At 60.3% G+C, this 16,390-nt stretch carries 15 protein-coding genes and 1 pseudogene; 10 read left to right on the forward strand and 6 right to left on the reverse strand.

The genetic code is table 11. The features are described 5' to 3' along the window. Positions 1–115 precede the first annotated feature (115 nt). From EGT36_RS11890 to recO, 9 genes are all read left to right on the forward strand, one after another. Entirely contained in the window at positions 116–262 is a 147-nt protein-coding gene (locus EGT36_RS11890) for a hypothetical protein (RefSeq protein ID WP_003496944.1), read from the forward strand. Positions 263–511: 249 nt separating this feature from the next. Continuing rightward, positions 512–1,090 (forward strand): DUF2062 domain-containing protein, encoded by a 579-nt coding sequence (locus EGT36_RS11895; RefSeq protein ID WP_006699396.1) that lies wholly within the window; start codon positions 512–514, stop codon positions 1,088–1,090. Then, a complete protein-coding gene (gene acpS, locus EGT36_RS11900; protein ID WP_004440912.1) occupies positions 1,087–1,491 on the forward strand; it encodes a holo-ACP synthase in 405 nt (134 codons plus the stop codon). The genes EGT36_RS11895 and acpS overlap by 4 nt, the downstream gene beginning before the upstream one ends. Before the next feature lie 207 nt (positions 1,492–1,698). Then, positions 1,699–2,445, forward strand: coding sequence for a signal peptidase I (gene lepB / locus EGT36_RS11905; protein WP_003509951.1), 747 nt, complete (start codon positions 1,699–1,701; stop codon positions 2,443–2,445). After that, the gene (gene rnc, locus EGT36_RS11910) at positions 2,442–3,155 is read left to right on the forward strand and encodes a ribonuclease III (protein WP_004440914.1); all 714 of its coding nucleotides are present in this window, start codon (positions 2,442–2,444) and stop codon (positions 3,153–3,155) included. Before lepB ends, rnc begins: the two co-directional genes overlap by 4 nt. Positions 3,156–3,237: 82 nt before the next feature. Then, positions 3,238–4,188, forward strand: coding sequence for a GTPase Era (gene era / locus EGT36_RS11915; protein ID WP_022555902.1), 951 nt, complete (start codon positions 3,238–3,240; stop codon positions 4,186–4,188). Positions 4,189–4,334: 146 nt separating this feature from the next. Continuing rightward, positions 4,335–5,087, forward strand: coding sequence for a Crp/Fnr family transcriptional regulator (locus tag EGT36_RS11920; RefSeq protein ID WP_004440919.1), 753 nt, complete (start codon positions 4,335–4,337; stop codon positions 5,085–5,087). Between the two features lie 130 nt (positions 5,088–5,217). Continuing rightward, positions 5,218–5,595: a response regulator gene (locus tag EGT36_RS11925; RefSeq protein ID WP_004440922.1), complete on the forward strand. Its 378-nt coding sequence runs from the start codon at positions 5,218–5,220 to the stop codon at positions 5,593–5,595. Positions 5,596–5,651: 56 nt separating this feature from the next. Further along, positions 5,652–6,416, forward strand: coding sequence for a DNA repair protein RecO (recO, locus tag EGT36_RS11930; RefSeq protein WP_006699397.1), 765 nt, complete (start codon positions 5,652–5,654; stop codon positions 6,414–6,416). Positions 6,417–6,429: 13 nt separating this feature from the next. On the opposite strand, the gene EGT36_RS11935 is transcribed toward recO, so the two are convergent. Then, complete coding sequence (locus EGT36_RS11935; protein ID WP_004440927.1) at positions 6,430–7,647, reverse strand: MFS transporter; 1,218 nt, start codon at positions 7,645–7,647, stop codon at positions 6,430–6,432. A gap of 164 nt (positions 7,648–7,811) precedes the next feature. Between EGT36_RS11935 and EGT36_RS11940 the strand changes: the two genes are divergently transcribed. Beyond that, on the forward strand, positions 7,812–8,546 hold the full coding sequence (locus tag EGT36_RS11940; protein ID WP_037088919.1) for a class I SAM-dependent methyltransferase: 735 nt from the start codon (positions 7,812–7,814) through the stop codon (positions 8,544–8,546). A gap of 276 nt (positions 8,547–8,822) precedes the next feature. Here the strand turns inward: EGT36_RS11940 and EGT36_RS11950 are convergent, their stop codons facing one another. The 5 genes and pseudogenes from EGT36_RS11950 to EGT36_RS11970 all read right to left on the reverse strand — a co-directional run bounded on the left by EGT36_RS11950 (position 8,823) and on the right by EGT36_RS11970 (position 16,183). Further along, positions 8,823–9,665, reverse strand: coding sequence for an MOSC domain-containing protein (locus tag EGT36_RS11950; RefSeq protein ID WP_037089212.1), 843 nt, complete (start codon positions 9,663–9,665; stop codon positions 8,823–8,825). A gap of 9 nt (positions 9,666–9,674) precedes the next feature. Then, a complete protein-coding gene (locus tag EGT36_RS11955; protein WP_037088920.1) occupies positions 9,675–10,319 on the reverse strand; it encodes an HD domain-containing protein in 645 nt (214 codons plus the stop codon). Then, positions 10,316–13,111, reverse strand: coding sequence for a DUF2339 domain-containing protein (locus EGT36_RS11960; RefSeq protein ID WP_037088921.1), 2,796 nt, complete (start codon positions 13,109–13,111; stop codon positions 10,316–10,318). The genes EGT36_RS11955 and EGT36_RS11960 overlap by 4 nt, the downstream gene beginning before the upstream one ends. A 236-nt stretch (positions 13,112–13,347) precedes the next feature. Next, a pseudogene (locus EGT36_RS11965) lies at positions 13,348–14,429 on the reverse strand (IS5 family transposase). A 194-nt stretch (positions 14,430–14,623) separates the two neighbouring features. Then, entirely contained in the window at positions 14,624–16,183 is a 1,560-nt protein-coding gene (locus EGT36_RS11970; protein WP_037088922.1) for a VOC family protein, read from the reverse strand. Positions 16,184–16,390: the final 207 nt, after the last annotated feature.

Consider the following 16,390-nt stretch of genomic DNA (forward strand, 5'->3'; position numbering starts at 1 on the left):
GTTAATGCGGTTTGCGACTATTTTCCTCTCAGAAATTGAAGAGAAGGAAACGCGGCGTGCCGGTGGATGAACACCGATGAGAAACGCCAGTTCCAAACCGAAAGGACCGAAAATCATGTTTACTCCGCTTCGCAAGATCGCCCGCGCCGTTCGTGGCAAGACCACCCAGGAACGCGAATTCGAATATCTCAGCGGCTCGGTATCGAATGTCGACCTCGAGTTCCGTCAGCGCGAAATCGACCGCGGCCTGTTCCGCCGGTAATGCGCTGAGCGCATGGCAGCCAATCGCCATGCGTATGGACACGGATAGCGCGGCGGTAATGGCCTGTGTTTTCCTGTGCACCGCAAGCCCAGGAGATACGCGCCTCAGCGCGTCTCCTCCATGCCGCTGTCCAGTGTGACTGATCGGGTATGCTGCATCTGCAATGATCAGCGTGGGATAACCGGGCAAAAGTTCTTTGTTGCCTACCACGCTCTTGGCTCGGCCGGGGTGATGAAATAGACTGCCCCCATGCCGTTTCGCCGCCGTGAACCCCTTGGTTTTTCAGAGAAGATTCGCGACCTCTTCTGGCCGCGAACGGGTTTTTCCCGTTCGTTGCGCTATATGAAGTTGCGCCTGCTCAGGCTTTCCGCCTCTCCCCATTCCATTGCCGCCGGTGTCGCCATCGGTGTGGGTGTGGCGTGGATGCCGTTTCTCGGTGTTCACATCATCATTGCCATGGCGCTCGGTTTCCTCATGCGCGTCAACCTCGTGGCGGCGGCACTCGGTACGACTTTCGCCAATCCGCTGACATTTCCTTTCATCTGGGCCTCCACCTGGGAGCTGGGACATGTCATTCTCGGGCGAAAGACGTCGGAAAGTGCTGCGCATGTGGATTTCGTGGCGCTGTTTAGCCATCTTGAATTCCGGCAGATATGGACGCCGGTGCTGGAACCCATGACCATTGGTGCGGTTCCGCCTGCCATCATCAGCGCGGTCATCGCCTATATCGCCGTTTATGGGCTCATCAACGGCTTTCAGCGCCGCAAGATGGAAAATCTCGCGCATCGCGCCGCCAACAAGAATGCTTCTCTGGAGATGTTGAAATGATCATTGGATTGGGAAGCGACCTGATAGACATCCGGCGCGTGGAAAAATCGATCGAGCGCTTCGGCGAGCGTTTCACTCATCGGTGTTTTACCGATATCGAGCGCGCCAAATCCGATGGCCGCAAGAACCGCGCCGCGTCCTATGCCAAGCGTTTCGCCGCCAAGGAGGCCTGTTCCAAGGCGCTTGGCACCGGCCTTGCGAACGGCGTTTTCTGGAAGGACATGGGCGTCGTCAACCTTCCGGGCGGCAAGCCCACCATGGTGCTGACAAACGGGGCAGGGGAGCGACTGGCGGCCATGCTGCCCGCAGGCCATCGCGCCAATATTCACCTGACGATCACGGATGACCACCCTTACGCTCAGGCATTTGTGATCATCGAGGCGCTTCCCGTGATCGATTGAGGCCTGGGGGCACCGTTGGGCGCGCTCTATTTACACCGCTGTCACAGAAGCGCTTCCCTTCGGGCTGGAAAGGTTCTAGAGAAGTCGCAGAAATATGAAAGCGTTGCGGGCCGCGTGAAACAGCATCACCCGCCCCAGGCGCGATAAGCAACGGCCCGTCAGCTTCTTGGATCGAAGAAGCCGGGAAACAATCAGGCAGGTCTTTAAGTGTCGGAAAAAGCGGAAAAGAAGCAGAACGCCCTTTGGGAGAACGTCAAGGTCATCATTCAGGCGCTGCTGCTGGCGATGGTCATCCGCACCGTGCTGTTTCAGCCCTTCACCATCCCGTCGGGCTCGATGATGCCGACGCTGCTGGTCGGCGACTATCTTTTCGTCAACAAGTTCTCCTACGGCTATTCTAAATATTCGCTGCCTTTCTCGCCGAACCTGTTTTCGGGCCGCATTCTGGAATTCAGCAAGCCGAAGCGCGGCGATGTCGTGGTCTTCCGCCTGCCGCCCAATCCTGAAGTGGATTACATCAAGCGTCTGGTCGGCCTGCCGGGCGACCGAATTCAGGTCACGAACGGCGTGCTGTTCATCAACGGCCAGCCGGTGCCCAAGCAGCCCGACGGCACCTTCACGTCGGATTATCGGGCCGATCCAGGCGCCAACGTGCCCGTTTTCCGCGAAACGCTTGACAATGGCGTTACCTACGACACGCTCGATCAGTCGCCCGACTCGCGCGGCGACAACACCCGCGAATTCGTGGTCCCCGAAGGCCATTATTTCATGATGGGCGACAACAGAGACAATTCGCTGGATAGCCGCTTCGATGTCGGTTTCGTGCCGGAAGAAAACCTGATTGGCCGCGCCAGCGTCATCTTCTTCTCTTTGGGCAACGACACGCCGTTCAGCCGCATTTGGGAATGGCCGGCCAACATGCGTTGGGACCGCCTGTTCAAGGTTGTGGGATGAGCAAGACCAAGCCGCTTTCCGCGGACGAGATTTCCCGTCTGGAAGCGTTGATCGGATATGAGTTCAAGGAAAAGGCCCGGCTCGACCGGGCCTTGACCCATGCCAGTGCCCGCTCCGCCGCGGCGGGCAATTACGAACGTCTGGAGTTTCTGGGCGACCGCGTTCTGGGTCTCTGCGTTGCAGAGCTTCTGTTCTCCATCTTCCGCAATGCGTCCGAAGGTGAGCTTTCGGTGCGTTTGAACCAACTGGTCAGCGCCGAATCCTGCGCGTCGATCGCTGACGAGATGGGCCTGCACAATTTCATCCGCACCGGATCCGACGTCAAGAAACTCACCGGCAAGGCGATGCTGAACGTGCGCGCCGATGTCGTCGAAAGCCTGATTGCCACCATCTATCTGGATGGCGGCCTCGATGCGTCGCGCAAATTCATTCTGAAATATTGGCAGGGCCGTGCCACGAGCGTGGATGCCGGACGGCGTGACGCGAAAACGGAACTGCAGGAATGGGCGCACGCAAAGTTTGCGGTCACCCCATCTTACCGGGTTGACGATCGCTCCGGACCGGATCACGATCCCCGCTTTACGGTGACTGTTGAAATTCCCGGCGTAAAGCCGGAAACCGGCGTCGAGCGTTCCAAGCGCGCGGCCGAGCAGGTGGCGGCAACCAGATTGCTGGAACGCGAAGGCGTCTGGCAGAAAAGCTCTACCTGAAACTGAGCTGACCGGCGACGGCAGCTGACTATCAAGCGCATGGCGAGCCCTCTGGCCGCATGTTGAATACCTCTGACCTTGAATGGATATCATGACCGATCACGAAAACCCCGCCTCGACAGGCGAAGACAATGCCCTTCCGACCCGCTCCGGCTTCGTTGCCCTCATTGGCCCTACAAATGCCGGTAAGTCGACGCTGGTAAACCGGCTGGTGGGCGCCAAGGTTTCCATCGTCAGCCACAAGGTGCAGACGACGCGTGCGGTCATGCGCGGCATCGCCATTCACGACAACGCGCAGATCGTGTTCATGGACACGCCCGGTATCTTCAAGCCGCGCCGTCGGCTGGACCGCGCCATGGTCACCTCCGCCTGGGGCGGCGCGAAGGACGCTGATCTCATTCTTCTTTTGATCGACAGCGAGCGCGGCCTGAAGGGCGACGCTGAGGCGATTCTCGAAGGCCTGAAGGACGTCCCCCAGAAGAAAATCCTCTGCCTCAACAAGATCGACCAGGTAAAGCGCGAAGACCTCCTGAAGCTCGCCGCCGCCGCCAATGAGACGGTCGCCTTCGACCGCACCTTCATGATCTCGGCGACCAATGGCTCCGGTTGTGAAGACCTGATGAACTATCTGGCCGCCGAATTGCCGGAAGGCCCATGGTATTATCCGGAAGACCAGATCTCCGACCTGCCCATGCGCCAGCTTGCCGCCGAAATCACCCGCGAAAAGCTGTTCCTGCGCCTGCACCAGGAACTGCCCTATGCCTCGCATGTCGAAACGGAAAAGTGGGAAGAGCGCAAGGATGGCTCAGTGCGCATCGAGCAGGTGATCTATGTCGAGCGCGACAGCCAGAAAAAGATTGCGCTCGGCAAGAACGGCGATGCCATCAAGGCGATCTCCACCGCCTCGCGCAAGGAACTCTCGGAAATCCTCGAACAGCCGGTGCATCTCTTCCTGTTCGTCAAGGTGCGCGAGAACTGGGGCGACGACCCGGAGCGTTTCCGCGAAATGGGGCTGGAATTCCCGCGAGGCTGAAAGCGCGTCATTCCCGCGTCTCTGTGAGGATACAGAAACGCGGTGGGAGGAGCGCGATGTCTTTGTTCCCGGCAGGGAACCGAATATCCTTGGAACGGGTTGTTCCAAAAACAATTGGGCGCAACCTTTTTTCATGATGGATAATCATGTCACCCAAAAAACCGAACGGGATTTCCACCACCCCCTGCCAGCAATGCCCGCTGCGCGATCTACCGCATTTCAGGGACTTTTCTTCTTCGGAACTGGATTTCGTGTCCCGTTTCAAGACGGGGGAATTGGCGGTGGAGAGCGGCTCCGTCATCCTGATGGAAGGCTCACACAGCGCTCACCTCTACACGGTGCTTGCGGGCTGGGCATTTCGCTACAAGACTTTGGAGGACGGCCGGCGGCAGATCCTGAATTACGTGATGCCGGGCGACCTCGTCGGCCTGCAGGGCACGGTGATGGGGGAGATGCAGCACTCGGTTGAGGCCTTGTCGCCGGTTACGCTGTGCGTCTTCGAGCGATCGCGCCTCAACAATCTCTTTACCGACCACCCGACGCTTGCCTATGATCTGACATGGATTGCGGCGAGCGAAGAGCGCATGCTCGACAGTCATCTGCTCAGCATCGGCCGGCGCACGGCGCTTGAGCGCGCGGCCTACCTTATCGCTTTCCTTTACAGCAGGGCGAAAGCGGTCGCGCTGCTGCAGGGCGAGGCGACGATTCCTGTCACCCAGCAGCACGTGGCCGATACGCTCGGCCTCTCCATCGTCCACACCAACAAGACGCTGAGAAAGCTCGTCGATCGCGGGCTTATCCGCTGGACGGACAAGGGCTGTCTGGTGCTGGATGACGCCGGACTGGCGCAAGTTGCGGGCTGGGAAAGCGACGGCAAGCGGCAGAGACCGTTTATCTGATCTTCCGACATGTCTTTTTTAAATGACGGGCGAGCCGCAATTTGCGACTGCTCCCATGATATCTCACTGGAGAATCGTTTCGAAGACGACGGCTTCGAGCCTGACGGCTCTCTTTGTTAGGAAGAAAAATATGGTGCCACAACGGGTTATCATCGTTGAGGATGAATATCTGGTGGCGCTCGATGTTGAGGCGGTTCTCCAGTCGATGGGTGTGGAGACCGTTATCATCGCCACGACGCTTGCGCAGGCGAGGAAGGCTCTCGAAGAGGATGGCGCCGATTGCGTGCTTCTCGATGTCAGCCTTTCTGACGGTAAAAGCTATGATTTTGCACGCCACTTGCGGTCTGCGTCCATTCCTTTCGGTTTTGTCAGCGGTTACGGCGACACGACCGGATTCCCCGAAGATCTCCTGCATGCGCCCTTGCTCGGCAAGCCTTTCGGAGAAAACGAAATCACCGATTTCGTCCTCCGCCTCGTCGATGCGGCGCGTGTTACCGTAAAAGAATAACGTTTCGCCACCGGATCGGTTATGATCGGGCTTGAATCGAAATTCGGACAGGTTTCATGCAGTGGCAGGATGAGGCGATCATTCTCGGCGTAAAGCGCCATGGCGAGACGAGTGTCATCGCCGAGGTGATGACCCGCACACGCGGCCGCCATCTCGGCATGGTGCGCTCCGGGCGCTCCCGCAGCATGCAGCCGGTGCTGCAGGCGGGAAACCGGGTAGACGTCGTCTGGCGCGCGCGCCTTGACGATCATCTCGGAGAATACCGCATCGAGCCCCTGCAACTGCGCGCGGCGCAATTGATGGAAACGGCCACCGCCGTATACGGCGTCCAGGCCATGGGCGCGCTGCTGAGGCTTTTGCCGGAGCGCGATCCGCATCCGCATCTTTATCAGGCGCTCGATATCATTCTCGATAATCTCCACGACCCGGCCGATGCAGGCGAACTTTTCGTGCGCTTCGAGTTGGCGGTGCTGAATGATCTCGGTTTCGGGCTTGATCTTACCGAATGTGCGGCGACGGGGCTGCGCAACGATCTCATCTATGTGTCGCCGAAAACGGGAAGGGCGGTCTGCCGCACGGCGGGAGCGCCCTATGCGGACCGGATGCTGTCGCTTCCGGCTTTTCTCGGCGAAGGCCAGTCGAAAGCCGCTGATCCCGAGAGCCTTGCGGCAGCTTTTCGCCTGACCGCCCATTTTCTCAACCGCCATGTCTATGATCCGCGCGGGCTCAATGAAAACGCCGCCCGCGACGGTTTCGTGCAGGCGGCGCTGAAGGCTTTGGAGCGCAGGGGATCGCCGCCCGCACTGGACAGGGCCGGTTAGTTCCGGGCCATCGCTATTGGGCGAAGGCCGGCCGTGGGGCGGGGCGTTCCTCAATGGGCCAGTGCACGACGGCCGCAAAAATCCCCATGCCGACGCCAAGCCACCAGACGAGGTCGTAAGAACCGAACCTGTCATAAAGAAAGCCGCCCAGCCAGACGCCGAGGAACGAGCCGATCTGGTGGGTGAGGAACACGACGCCGCCGAGCATGCCGAGATGGCGCGTGCCGAACATGATGGCCACCAGCGCATTCGTGGGCGGCACGGTGGAGAGCCAGAGGATGCCCATGACGGAAGCAAAGAGAATGACTGAAAGCGGCGATTGCGGCAAAAGCAGAAAGGCAGTCACGACCACGGAACGGGCAATATAGATATAGGCCAGGAAATAGGGCTTGGAATAACGCTGTGCGATGACGCCGGCGGCCAGCGATCCGATGATGTTGAAGAAGCCGATGAGCGCCATGGCAATCACCGCGTATCGTGGTTCGATACCGATATCGCCGAGATAGGCCGGGAAATGCGCGGTGATGAAGGCCACCTGGAAACCACAGACGAAGAAGCCCGTCGTCAGCAGCAGATAGCTCTTGTGGCCAAGCGCTTCCTTCAGCGCTTCGCCCGCGGTCTGCTGGAACTGCGCCTGCGACTGGGTGCCGGAGGACGAGTTTCCGCGCATGAAAAAGGCGAGCAGCGGCACCAGCATCATCATGGCGGCGAGCCAGACGAGACTATCCGACCAGCCATAGGTGGAAATCAGCCCCTGGCTGATAGGTGCAAACAGGAACATGCCTGCCGAACCCGCCGCCGTGCCGATACCAAAGGCGAATGAACGCTGCTGCGGCGTGACATGGCGGGCGAAGGCGGAAAGGATGACGCTGAAGGACCCTGCGGCAATGCCAAGCCCCACGAGAACGCCGCCGCCGAAATGCAGCCAGAAGGGCGATGTGCCGAAGGACATGCAGATGAGGCCCGTCGCATAAAGAAAGCCCGAGAGCACGAGCACGCGGCCCGTACCGAACTTATCGGCGATGGCACCGAAGAAGGGTTGGCCGAGACCCCAGAAGAGGTTCTGCAGCGCCATGGCAAGACCGAAGGTTGAACGATCCCAGCCGGTATCGGCCAGCATCGGCAACTGGAAAAAGCCCATCGCGGAGCGGGGGCCGAACGTCATGACTGCAATCAGCGACCCGGCTGCGATAATCAGCCAGGGCATGCTCTGGCGAGTGGCTTGCGACATGAATATTCCCCCCTCGCAGCGCCCACCTCTGAAAGAAGCGCTAAGCATGCTGCGGATTCCACAATGATGGGATGAATATTATCTTTTGTCAGCCGGCCCCACTAGCGACTTTTCTTGACGGCCATTATTCATGCGATTGATGGAATGCGGCCTAAGAGGCGACGATGAAACAGAATATCTACGACGATCCAGGGTTTTTCGAGCGCTACAGCGCCATGCCGCGTTCCGTGGAAGGTCTGCGTCAGGCCGGTGAGTGGCACGAATTGCGCGCCATGCTGCCCCCGCTGAAAGACAAGTCCTTTCTCGACCTCGGTTGCGGTTTCGGCTGGCATTGCCGCTTTGCCGCGGAGCAGGGCGCACGCCATGTCGTCGGCGTCGATCTCTCGGAGAATATGTTGCGCCGCGCCGCCGAGATCAATGGTGGGTCCGGCATCGAATATCGCCGCGCCGCTATCGAAGACATCGATTTTCCGCGGCAGAGTTTCGATGTGGTGCTGAGTTCCCTTGCCCTGCATTACGTCCGCGATCTCGACGTGGCATTCGCAAGGATTTTCGCCGTGCTGAAAGCGGGCGGCGATTTCATTTTTTCCATCGAGCATCCCGTTTTTACGGCGCTGGAAAAACAGGACTGGTTTTACGGCGAGGATGGCGAAATCCTGCACTGGCCACTCGACAACTACCAGAACGAGGGCGTGCGCCACTGCAACTGGATGGCAGACGATGTGGTGAAATACCACCGCACCGTGTCAGCTATCGTCAATGGCCTCCTGTCCGCTGGTTTCACCCTGACGCGTCTGGCGGAACCACGACCGGATCCGGCTTTGGTGGCCGAGCGCCCGGAGCTGAAGCATGAAGACCGCCGCCCGATCTTTTTGATCGTCGGTGTGAAGAAGTCGTGACATGACCCGTGCGTTGTATCGCCGGGGTGCACAAAGATTGAGATCGGCGCGTCAGGCTCGACGCTTGCTTTGTTCACAGTGCTCCGTCCCTCCTCATCTCTGTGCTTGTCACAGAGATCCAGCCAGCCCAAGTCTTTGGGCTGAGGGATTGTTTTGCCGCGCAGACGCGTATCGGCTGGATTCCTGTGACAAGCACAGGAATGAGGGGAGCGAGGGTTTGACGGCACGTTAAAGCGCTGCCTGACGCCCAGAGGATTCCGTTTGAACCGGACTGACTTAGCGCCTCTTGATCGCCCAGCCTTCGGGCCTTTCCTCGATCACCTTTGCGACGTCGCCGACAGACAGCCTGCCTTCACCGCGCGGTGTCACGTTCCAGCCGAACAGCGGGCCGGGCACGCGCCGGTCTGCGGACATGCGGATGCGGCCCATGGCCTTCATGGGAGAGGGCACATCGCGGGAGCCGGTCGTCTGATCCTGCGTGGTCATGATGCAGCGGGCGCAGGGTTTGACGAGATCGAAGCGAATGCCGCCGATCTCGATGGCCGCCCACCCGTCTTCCGCCCATGGTTCGTCCGTCTCAAGCACGATATTGGGCCGGAACCGCTCCATGCCAACGTCGTCTTCGCCATTTTCGCGCATGTTGTCGTTCAGCGCGGCGAGCGAGGCGGTGGTGGTGACAAGGATCTGGTAGCCGTCGGCAAAGGTGACGGGCGTTTCATCGCCTGTCCACTCGAGGCTCGCGATGCGTTTGGAAGCGTTATCGAAAAAGGCGAGCTTCACTTCGCGTCCGAGCCATGCCGAGAGCGTGTCATTGGTCACAGCGTCGGCCATATTGGCGCTGACGATCGATTTCCATACCGCCACATCCATGCGCTCGCCGGATGGCCTTGCGACGATCTCGCCATGCTGGTCGCGCGAAAGCAACATGCCCCCGTCCTCGTGCCGCGCCAGAACCGTGGCAATGGCAGGCAATTCACGCTGGGTGATGAAGTGGCCCGACGGGTCCACAAGCATGGCGCGACGGTCACCCGGCAGACCCTCGGCCGACACGGCGCTGTCCGGGAGGGAAATGCCGCGCGCGCTTTTCAGCGGGTAGATATTAAGCTCTGTCACACGCATCATGCTTCCTCATATTTCATCGAGAAACAGGTCCAGCACCTGTTTCAGCCGCTCATGGCGGGCTCTGGCCATCTGCCTGCCGGTCTCTGTGCGAAAACCATCTGCCAGCTTGAACAGCTTGGTCTCGAAATGGTCGATAGCAAAAGCGCGGTCATCAAGCGACCGTTCCTTCGCCAAGGGGTCGACCGGATCGTAAAGTGCCGATCCCATGCGTCCGGCAATATAAAAGCAGCGCGCCGCGCCCACCATACCGATGGCGTCCAGCCTGTCGGCATCCTGAAGGATTTTCGCTTCCAGTGTCTGCGGTTCGATATTGGCGGAAAAGCTGTGGGTGATGATCGCATGCGTGACGGCGTCGATATCCTGCTTCTTCCAGCCGAGGCCGGCCAGAATGCCTGAAGCCTTTTCTGCCGCCAGCCGTGATGCCTGTGCCCGCAAGGGCGAGTTTTTCTCCACGGCCACACAATCATGCAGCAGCACGCTGGCCGCCAGCACGGTGCCATCGCCGCCTTCACCCGCATGGATGCGCATGGCATTGCGGAAGACGCGGTGAATATGGGCCAGATCATGCGAGCCGTCGCCCGCATCGGCGGCGTGCGGGATCAAATCCTGCGCAAGCGCCGCATGGGGCGCGAAAGCCTCCGCCGCGATCATGCCTGCGGCTTCCGGGTGAGGATTTTCTGGTAGAACAGGCCGATGCCGATGAGCACCGCGCCGAGCCCGATGAAGGACAGCGCCCGGAGCACGCCTTCGAGGTTGCTCATGTCGATCAGGAAGGCTTTGGCAACCGAGATCAGCACGAAGGCGGCCGATGCCAGACGCAGGCTGCGGGCATTAAAGCGCGAGCCAAGCACGAGCAGCAGGACGCCGATCAGCAGCCAGACCACCGAGTAGCTGTAGGTCTCGCCCTGCATAAAGCCCTTCCAGTCAGCAATGTTCTCGCCTTGCCAGAAACGGCGCACCGAAAGCGTGGCCCAGGCAAAACCGAGCGCTGCTCCCGCCACCGCCAGCATGCTGACATAGGGCGGCGGACGTTTTCCGCGCGCGTAATAGGCGAGGCCGCCATAAGCGAATGCCGGCAAAAGGTAACCGATCAGCAGCAGGTTGACGACCGGGATGCGGCCGGTATTCTCGCCGGTGAAATAGGGGTTGAGCGTGAAGAAATGCATCGTCAGCACGTTGATGACGGCGATGACGCCGGCGATCATCGAGCCGTAACGGAAGACGGGGCTGGGGCTTTTCAAATCCAGCGTCATCAGGACACCGGAGAAGCCGATGGTCAGCAGCGTGTAGATCGACTGCTCGCCGAGCGTCGGCACACTGCTGTCGAGCGTACCGCCATTCATTGCGTGGCGAACGAGGATGGCCACGGCCAGAAGTCCCATGACGCTGGCGATGGCCTGCAGGAAGTTCTTGATCCGCATGCCCGGCCAGTCGCGCAACAGCCACGCGGAGACGATGGCCAGCAAGGCAGGGATGCCATAGCCCGGCAGCAGCGCGTTGAAGACCGGCGTCGTGCCGAGATTTTGCGGCCCGACGATTGTCGGCTCCCAGGCGATCCGGCCAAGAACGGCAACACTTGCGACAGCCATGACCCAGGGCAGTATATCCCAGTTGCGGTAGCGGCTCGCCAGCACGTAAAGGAAGCCGATGACGGACAGCAGCACTGTCGTCGCGAGCCCTTCTGTCAGCGTGTGCAGGCAGAGCGCGAAGGCGGCGAAGGAGCCGAGCACAAAAATGTTCAGCGGCTTGCGATAGGCCTCACTGTTGCGCCGGTGCAGCCATTCAGCACCGGCAAGCAGCACGAAGCCAAGGCCGAGACCATAGGCCGCGTGCAGCCAGTCGCGGCCGAGATTGCCATATTCGACGAAGCTCGCCGTCGCGAGCCAGACAGGAAACAGGGCGGCAATGCCAGCCCAGAGCTGGGCGAAATCCGCATCTTCTGCGCCCTTGCGTTTCAGGAAGGAAAAGGCGCACAGCACGAAGATAGCCCCAAGGCCGAGCGCCATGGCAATTTCCGCAGCGTAGCCTGTGCCCACGGGCGGAAGCGTCACGCCGGTATCATTCACGAGACCAATAAAATCGATGCCACGCCGCGACATGAGCGACACCGCAGACTGCGCGCCGAGCGCGGCGATGATCGCCGGCCAGACGGCATAGTGACGGGCAGCGCCGAGTGCTGCAAGAGCTGCAATAAGCGCTGAAACGATGAGCGCCGGGTGAGTATCGACGCTGCCTTCGGCAAAGAGGAAGCCGATGGCCGGCAGGATCACCGCCATCGATACGGTGAGGTTGAGGGCGAGCGACGGGCGCAGCAAAAGCCGCATGATGCGAATCGCGCGCCGCTCGGGAGCTGCCGTTTCGGCAGCGTCCGGAGGCGTGGTGTCGTACTGTTTTCCGGGCCAAAGGAAGATCGTGCCAGCGAGCATAATGAGCAGGGCAAGAGTCGGCGGTTCGGCACTGATTGCATCCGAAAAGCCGATATATCCGAGAGCCCAGAGGCCGAGTCCGGCATTGGCAAGCGACGGGACCACCGTCCAGCCCTGCCGGCGCGCCGCTGCCGCGGTTGCGAGCCAAGAGACGGTGAGGAAGACGAAGAGCGCCCAGATATTCGGCGTCTCGGTGGAAATCAGCGCCGGCGTCAGCATCGAACCGAGAAGTCCGAGACCGGCGAGCGCCTGTCCGTGCAACAACGACAGGCCGATAGTGGCGAAGGCGACGAGGCCGAGCAGGATAAAGGCGGTGCCGGGGCCGATATAGTCGTAGATGCCATAAGCCGCATAAACCACACCGAACAGCGTCAATGCGCCGGCCGCAGTGAGCACACCCGGTATCATGGCGTTGGAGTAGGTGGTGGCGATGCCTGGCACCGCCTTGCGGCGTATCGCTTCACCGGCAAGCCCGAGAAAGAGGCCGAAAATGGCGGCGAGCGACAGCCTGACCGCCGGGCTGAGCAGGCCTGATTCGATTGAATATTTGACGAGGAAAATGCCGCCGAGCGCCAGCGCCAGCCCGCCCGCCCAAACCGCCCAGCGCGCGCCGAGCAGGCTTTCGAAGCTTTCTTTCGCTGCCGGGGCAGGCGCGGTATCAGAAGCCGCCACGGATACGGCATCGGCGAGTGGCGCAGCGGGGGCGTCTTCGCGCGCCACGTCTTGATCCGCCGCAGCGGTGCTGGCTTCTGAACGCTCGAAGGCGTCTTCATCCCGGATGCCCGCTGGTTCCAGCGCCGTTTGGCCTTCCGTCTCTGCTGCGAAATCAGTCTTTTCGGCGGTTTCCGCGTTTTCTGCCAGTGCCGCAGCAGGAGCGACCACGCCCGCCGCCATCAGCCGCTTGAGGCTGTGAACCTCCCGTTCGAGCGACTTGATGCGGCTTGAATTGCGGATGCTTGCGACGAGCGTGTAGATGAAGGCCGCGACAAGGGCGAGGATAAACAGCGGGATTTCCAAACGGACTCTCCAATTATGAAGCTGTTTTTAAAGCCCTTTTGGTGAATTTATGCAAGGCCCGGTTGATGAGGTTGTGGGTAACGGGGGAGCGAGCGCTCGCATCCGCGTCTTCTCCCCGAGGGGACCCGTTGCAAAATTCATCACGGGACCCTTTCGGGAGATTTTCAGCCGTGATTTCCCGTCCCGCCTCTGTCTTTGGCGGGTTTTGGGTGGGTTGGGGATGTTTTCGGTGGTTTTCAGGCGCAGTGGAGCCTTGCAGGTGTTGTCAAAGTCACCCAGCGGCGCATGTTGAAGGCCATGGCTGCCAGTAGCACCTGCGCCCTGGCCTTGATCAGCCCACGGTAGCGGATCACGTCAAGCCCCATGCGGTTCTTGAGTGTGGCAAACGTCGTTTCGACGGCCGCCCGCCGTTTCGATATCAACAGGTTAAGCCGGGCAAGCCGGGGCGACAGAACGCGGTGATGCCGGTTCGGACGGCGCATCAGCCGCGGCTTGATGCCTTTCGCCTTCAAGGCTTTCTCCCGCGCATGGGTATGATACGCCCCATCTGCCAGAACGCAGGCCTCGTCGCCGACGATCAGCCGATCGGCGACGACCGTATCGTTCACATTGGCAGGCGTGGTGATAATCCTGCGGATCAGGCCAGACCCTTCATCGACACCGACATGCGCCTTGTAGCCATAGGCCGAGCCGTGCTTGCCCTTATGCCGGACAAAGCGGGCATCCGGATCGATTGTCCGCTCATCGCTCCCGGCAGCACCATAATGATCCGGCTCTTCCGGTTTGCGCCCATCTGCAAATCCAGCGGCCGCGTCGAAGTCACCATTGCGCCCCTGGGTGGCCGCGACGCCGTCGTTTCGATGATCGTCGCATCCAGCATCGTGCCGCGCCGCAGGATCAGGCCCGCGGCATCGAGCTGCCGGTCGAGTTCTCCAAACAACCTCTCCAGCAGACCTTCGCCAATCAAAAGGTTACGGAAACGGCAAAGCGTGGAATGATCCGGAACGGCCTCCTCAAGCGTAAGGCCGACGAAACGCTTGAACGACAGCCGGTCGCCAAGCGCCTCCTCGAGCTCCATGTCGGAAAGCCCATAGAGTGACTGCAACAGCAGGGCCTTGAACATCACCAGCGGTTCATAGGCCGGGCGACCGGCGCTCTTCTCATCACGAAGACGCGACAGAAGCTTTTCGAACCGATACCACTTCACAACGCCCGACAAGCGCTCCAGCCGACCGGAACCCTTCGCCTGCGGCATCAAAGCCTCGACAAAACTGAACTGCCTGTTGTCTCGCACCGACATCGTAACCTCGCCCGCCATCCTCGACCGAGTGAATCACAACCGCGGAATTTTGCAACGGGTCCCGAGGGGAGAAGTCTGCGGCAGTGGGATGAGGGGGCGAGGGTAGAAATAAACCGAGAGCTTGCCCCCTCAACCGACCCTTCAGACCACTTTCTCCCCTGGGCGAGAAGAAATGGGCGGCATCCGCTCGCCTCATGCGCATCCCCCGAAAATCAGGGAACATACGCCAGCCAGCGCCGCGCCACTTCGATATCCGTGAGTCCGAGTTCGTGCCCGTCCTCCAGCGTTTCCACCTCAACCCTTGCGCCGTTTGCCGCAAGCCTGTCATGCAGCACGCTCGCCCCGTCGCGGTATTTGTCGCGTTCTCCCGCAACAAGCAGGAAGCTGCGGCCGGAAAGATCACTCTCCGGCCATGTTTCGAGAACAGGCATCGGGCGGTACAGCAGGGCGTCCCCGGCAAGCTCCGGATAAAGCGCGGCAAAGGCCGCATAGAAGTTCGCCCCATTGGAATGGCCGATAAACCGCAGTTTCGAACGATCGAGCCCATAGGAGCGGATTGCCCCTTCCACGAATGCGGCGAAGGCTTCCGCTTCCGAGACGATATCCTTCTGGTCGAAGCTGAAATCGGGATAACGCCGGAACCACCGGGCAATCCCTTCTTCCGTACTGCGGCCGCGGACGCCGAGAAGCGTTGCGCCCGGTGCTGCCCGGTGCGCCAGCGGCATCAGGCTTGTTTCACTTCCGCCGGAACCGTGCAGCAGAATCATGGTGCTGCCATCAGGCTCTTCGGGCGTGTAGAAACGGTGTACGAAGGGCAGGTCGCGATAGACGATGCGCTCTTCGCCAGGCATCGCAAATTGCGGCAGGGCGACACGCACGTCCGCCTCATCCTTCATGAAGAGCGGCGGGATGAACAGTTTTTCGCCGAGCGATTCCAGCGGTTCGTCCACCGTCATACCCGGCCCGTCGGTTGCCATTTCGATCAATACCCCGCCCGGTTCGCGGACGTAGAGCGAATGGAAATATTTACGGTCATGGGCGTTGGTGGTGCTGGAGTTCAGTGATTTCAGCCCGGTTAGAACCGAGTTCAACTCATCCATGTCTTTTGCGCGGAAGGCTATGTGATCAACCGTGCCGGTGCCCGGCGCGCTGGACCAGAAGCCCGTGGCGTCGCGCACATCGATAATGTCGCCGCTACCGGAAACGAGCCGGCGAATTGCGCCCGTCTGGCTTACCTGCCTATATCCGAAGTGTTTTTCGAGAAAAGCCACGGTTTCTTCCGGCACTTCGCTCAGCACGGTTGCACCGTAGATGCGGCGAATGGCGTCATCTTCGGTAATGTCTTTCGTCACGTGCGGCGTGGCGTCGTCAAACGCCTGAGTGCCGACCAGCTTGACGATCAGGCCGTCAGGGTCTTTCAGCCGAATGACGGGCTCGCCGAATTCGTCGGAGGGACCTTCCGCCCGGATGCCGAATTTCAGCGCCCGCGTCAGCCAGAAGCCGATCGCGGCAGGATCGATCGCCACGGAAATTTCCAGTGTCTGGCCATAACCCACACGGCCTTGGCCACCATCCTCCCACACCAGAAAAGTCAGCAGGGAACCGGGCGAGGCGATATCATCGCCGTAGAGCAGATGAAGCTGCATGGCGTCTTCGAAGCCCGCCGTGCGTTTGGCCAGCCGCATGCCCAGAAAGCCGGCGTAAAAATCCACATTCGCCTGCACCTTTCGGGTGATCATCGTGATGTGGTGTATGCCCAGTGCAGAATTCATCTTGCCCCCGCTGTAGCCGCCTGCTGTTCGTGGCCTATTTGTCTCACGCTGCCCCTGATCCGCAACCCCGGCAAATGAGAACGCTGTGTTCTCTGCGTGAACGATGCTGCTCTCGCTTCGTTGCATGCGCGATGTGCAGAATGCCGGCTTTTTGCCTGGCTCGCGAGTAATTGTGCATATAAAATAAGCATACAAAATAACGGCTAT

This window comes from Agrobacterium sp. FDAARGOS_525, from assembly GCF_003938925.1.
GTDB classification, from domain to species: domain Bacteria; phylum Pseudomonadota; class Alphaproteobacteria; order Rhizobiales; family Rhizobiaceae; genus Agrobacterium; species Agrobacterium pusense.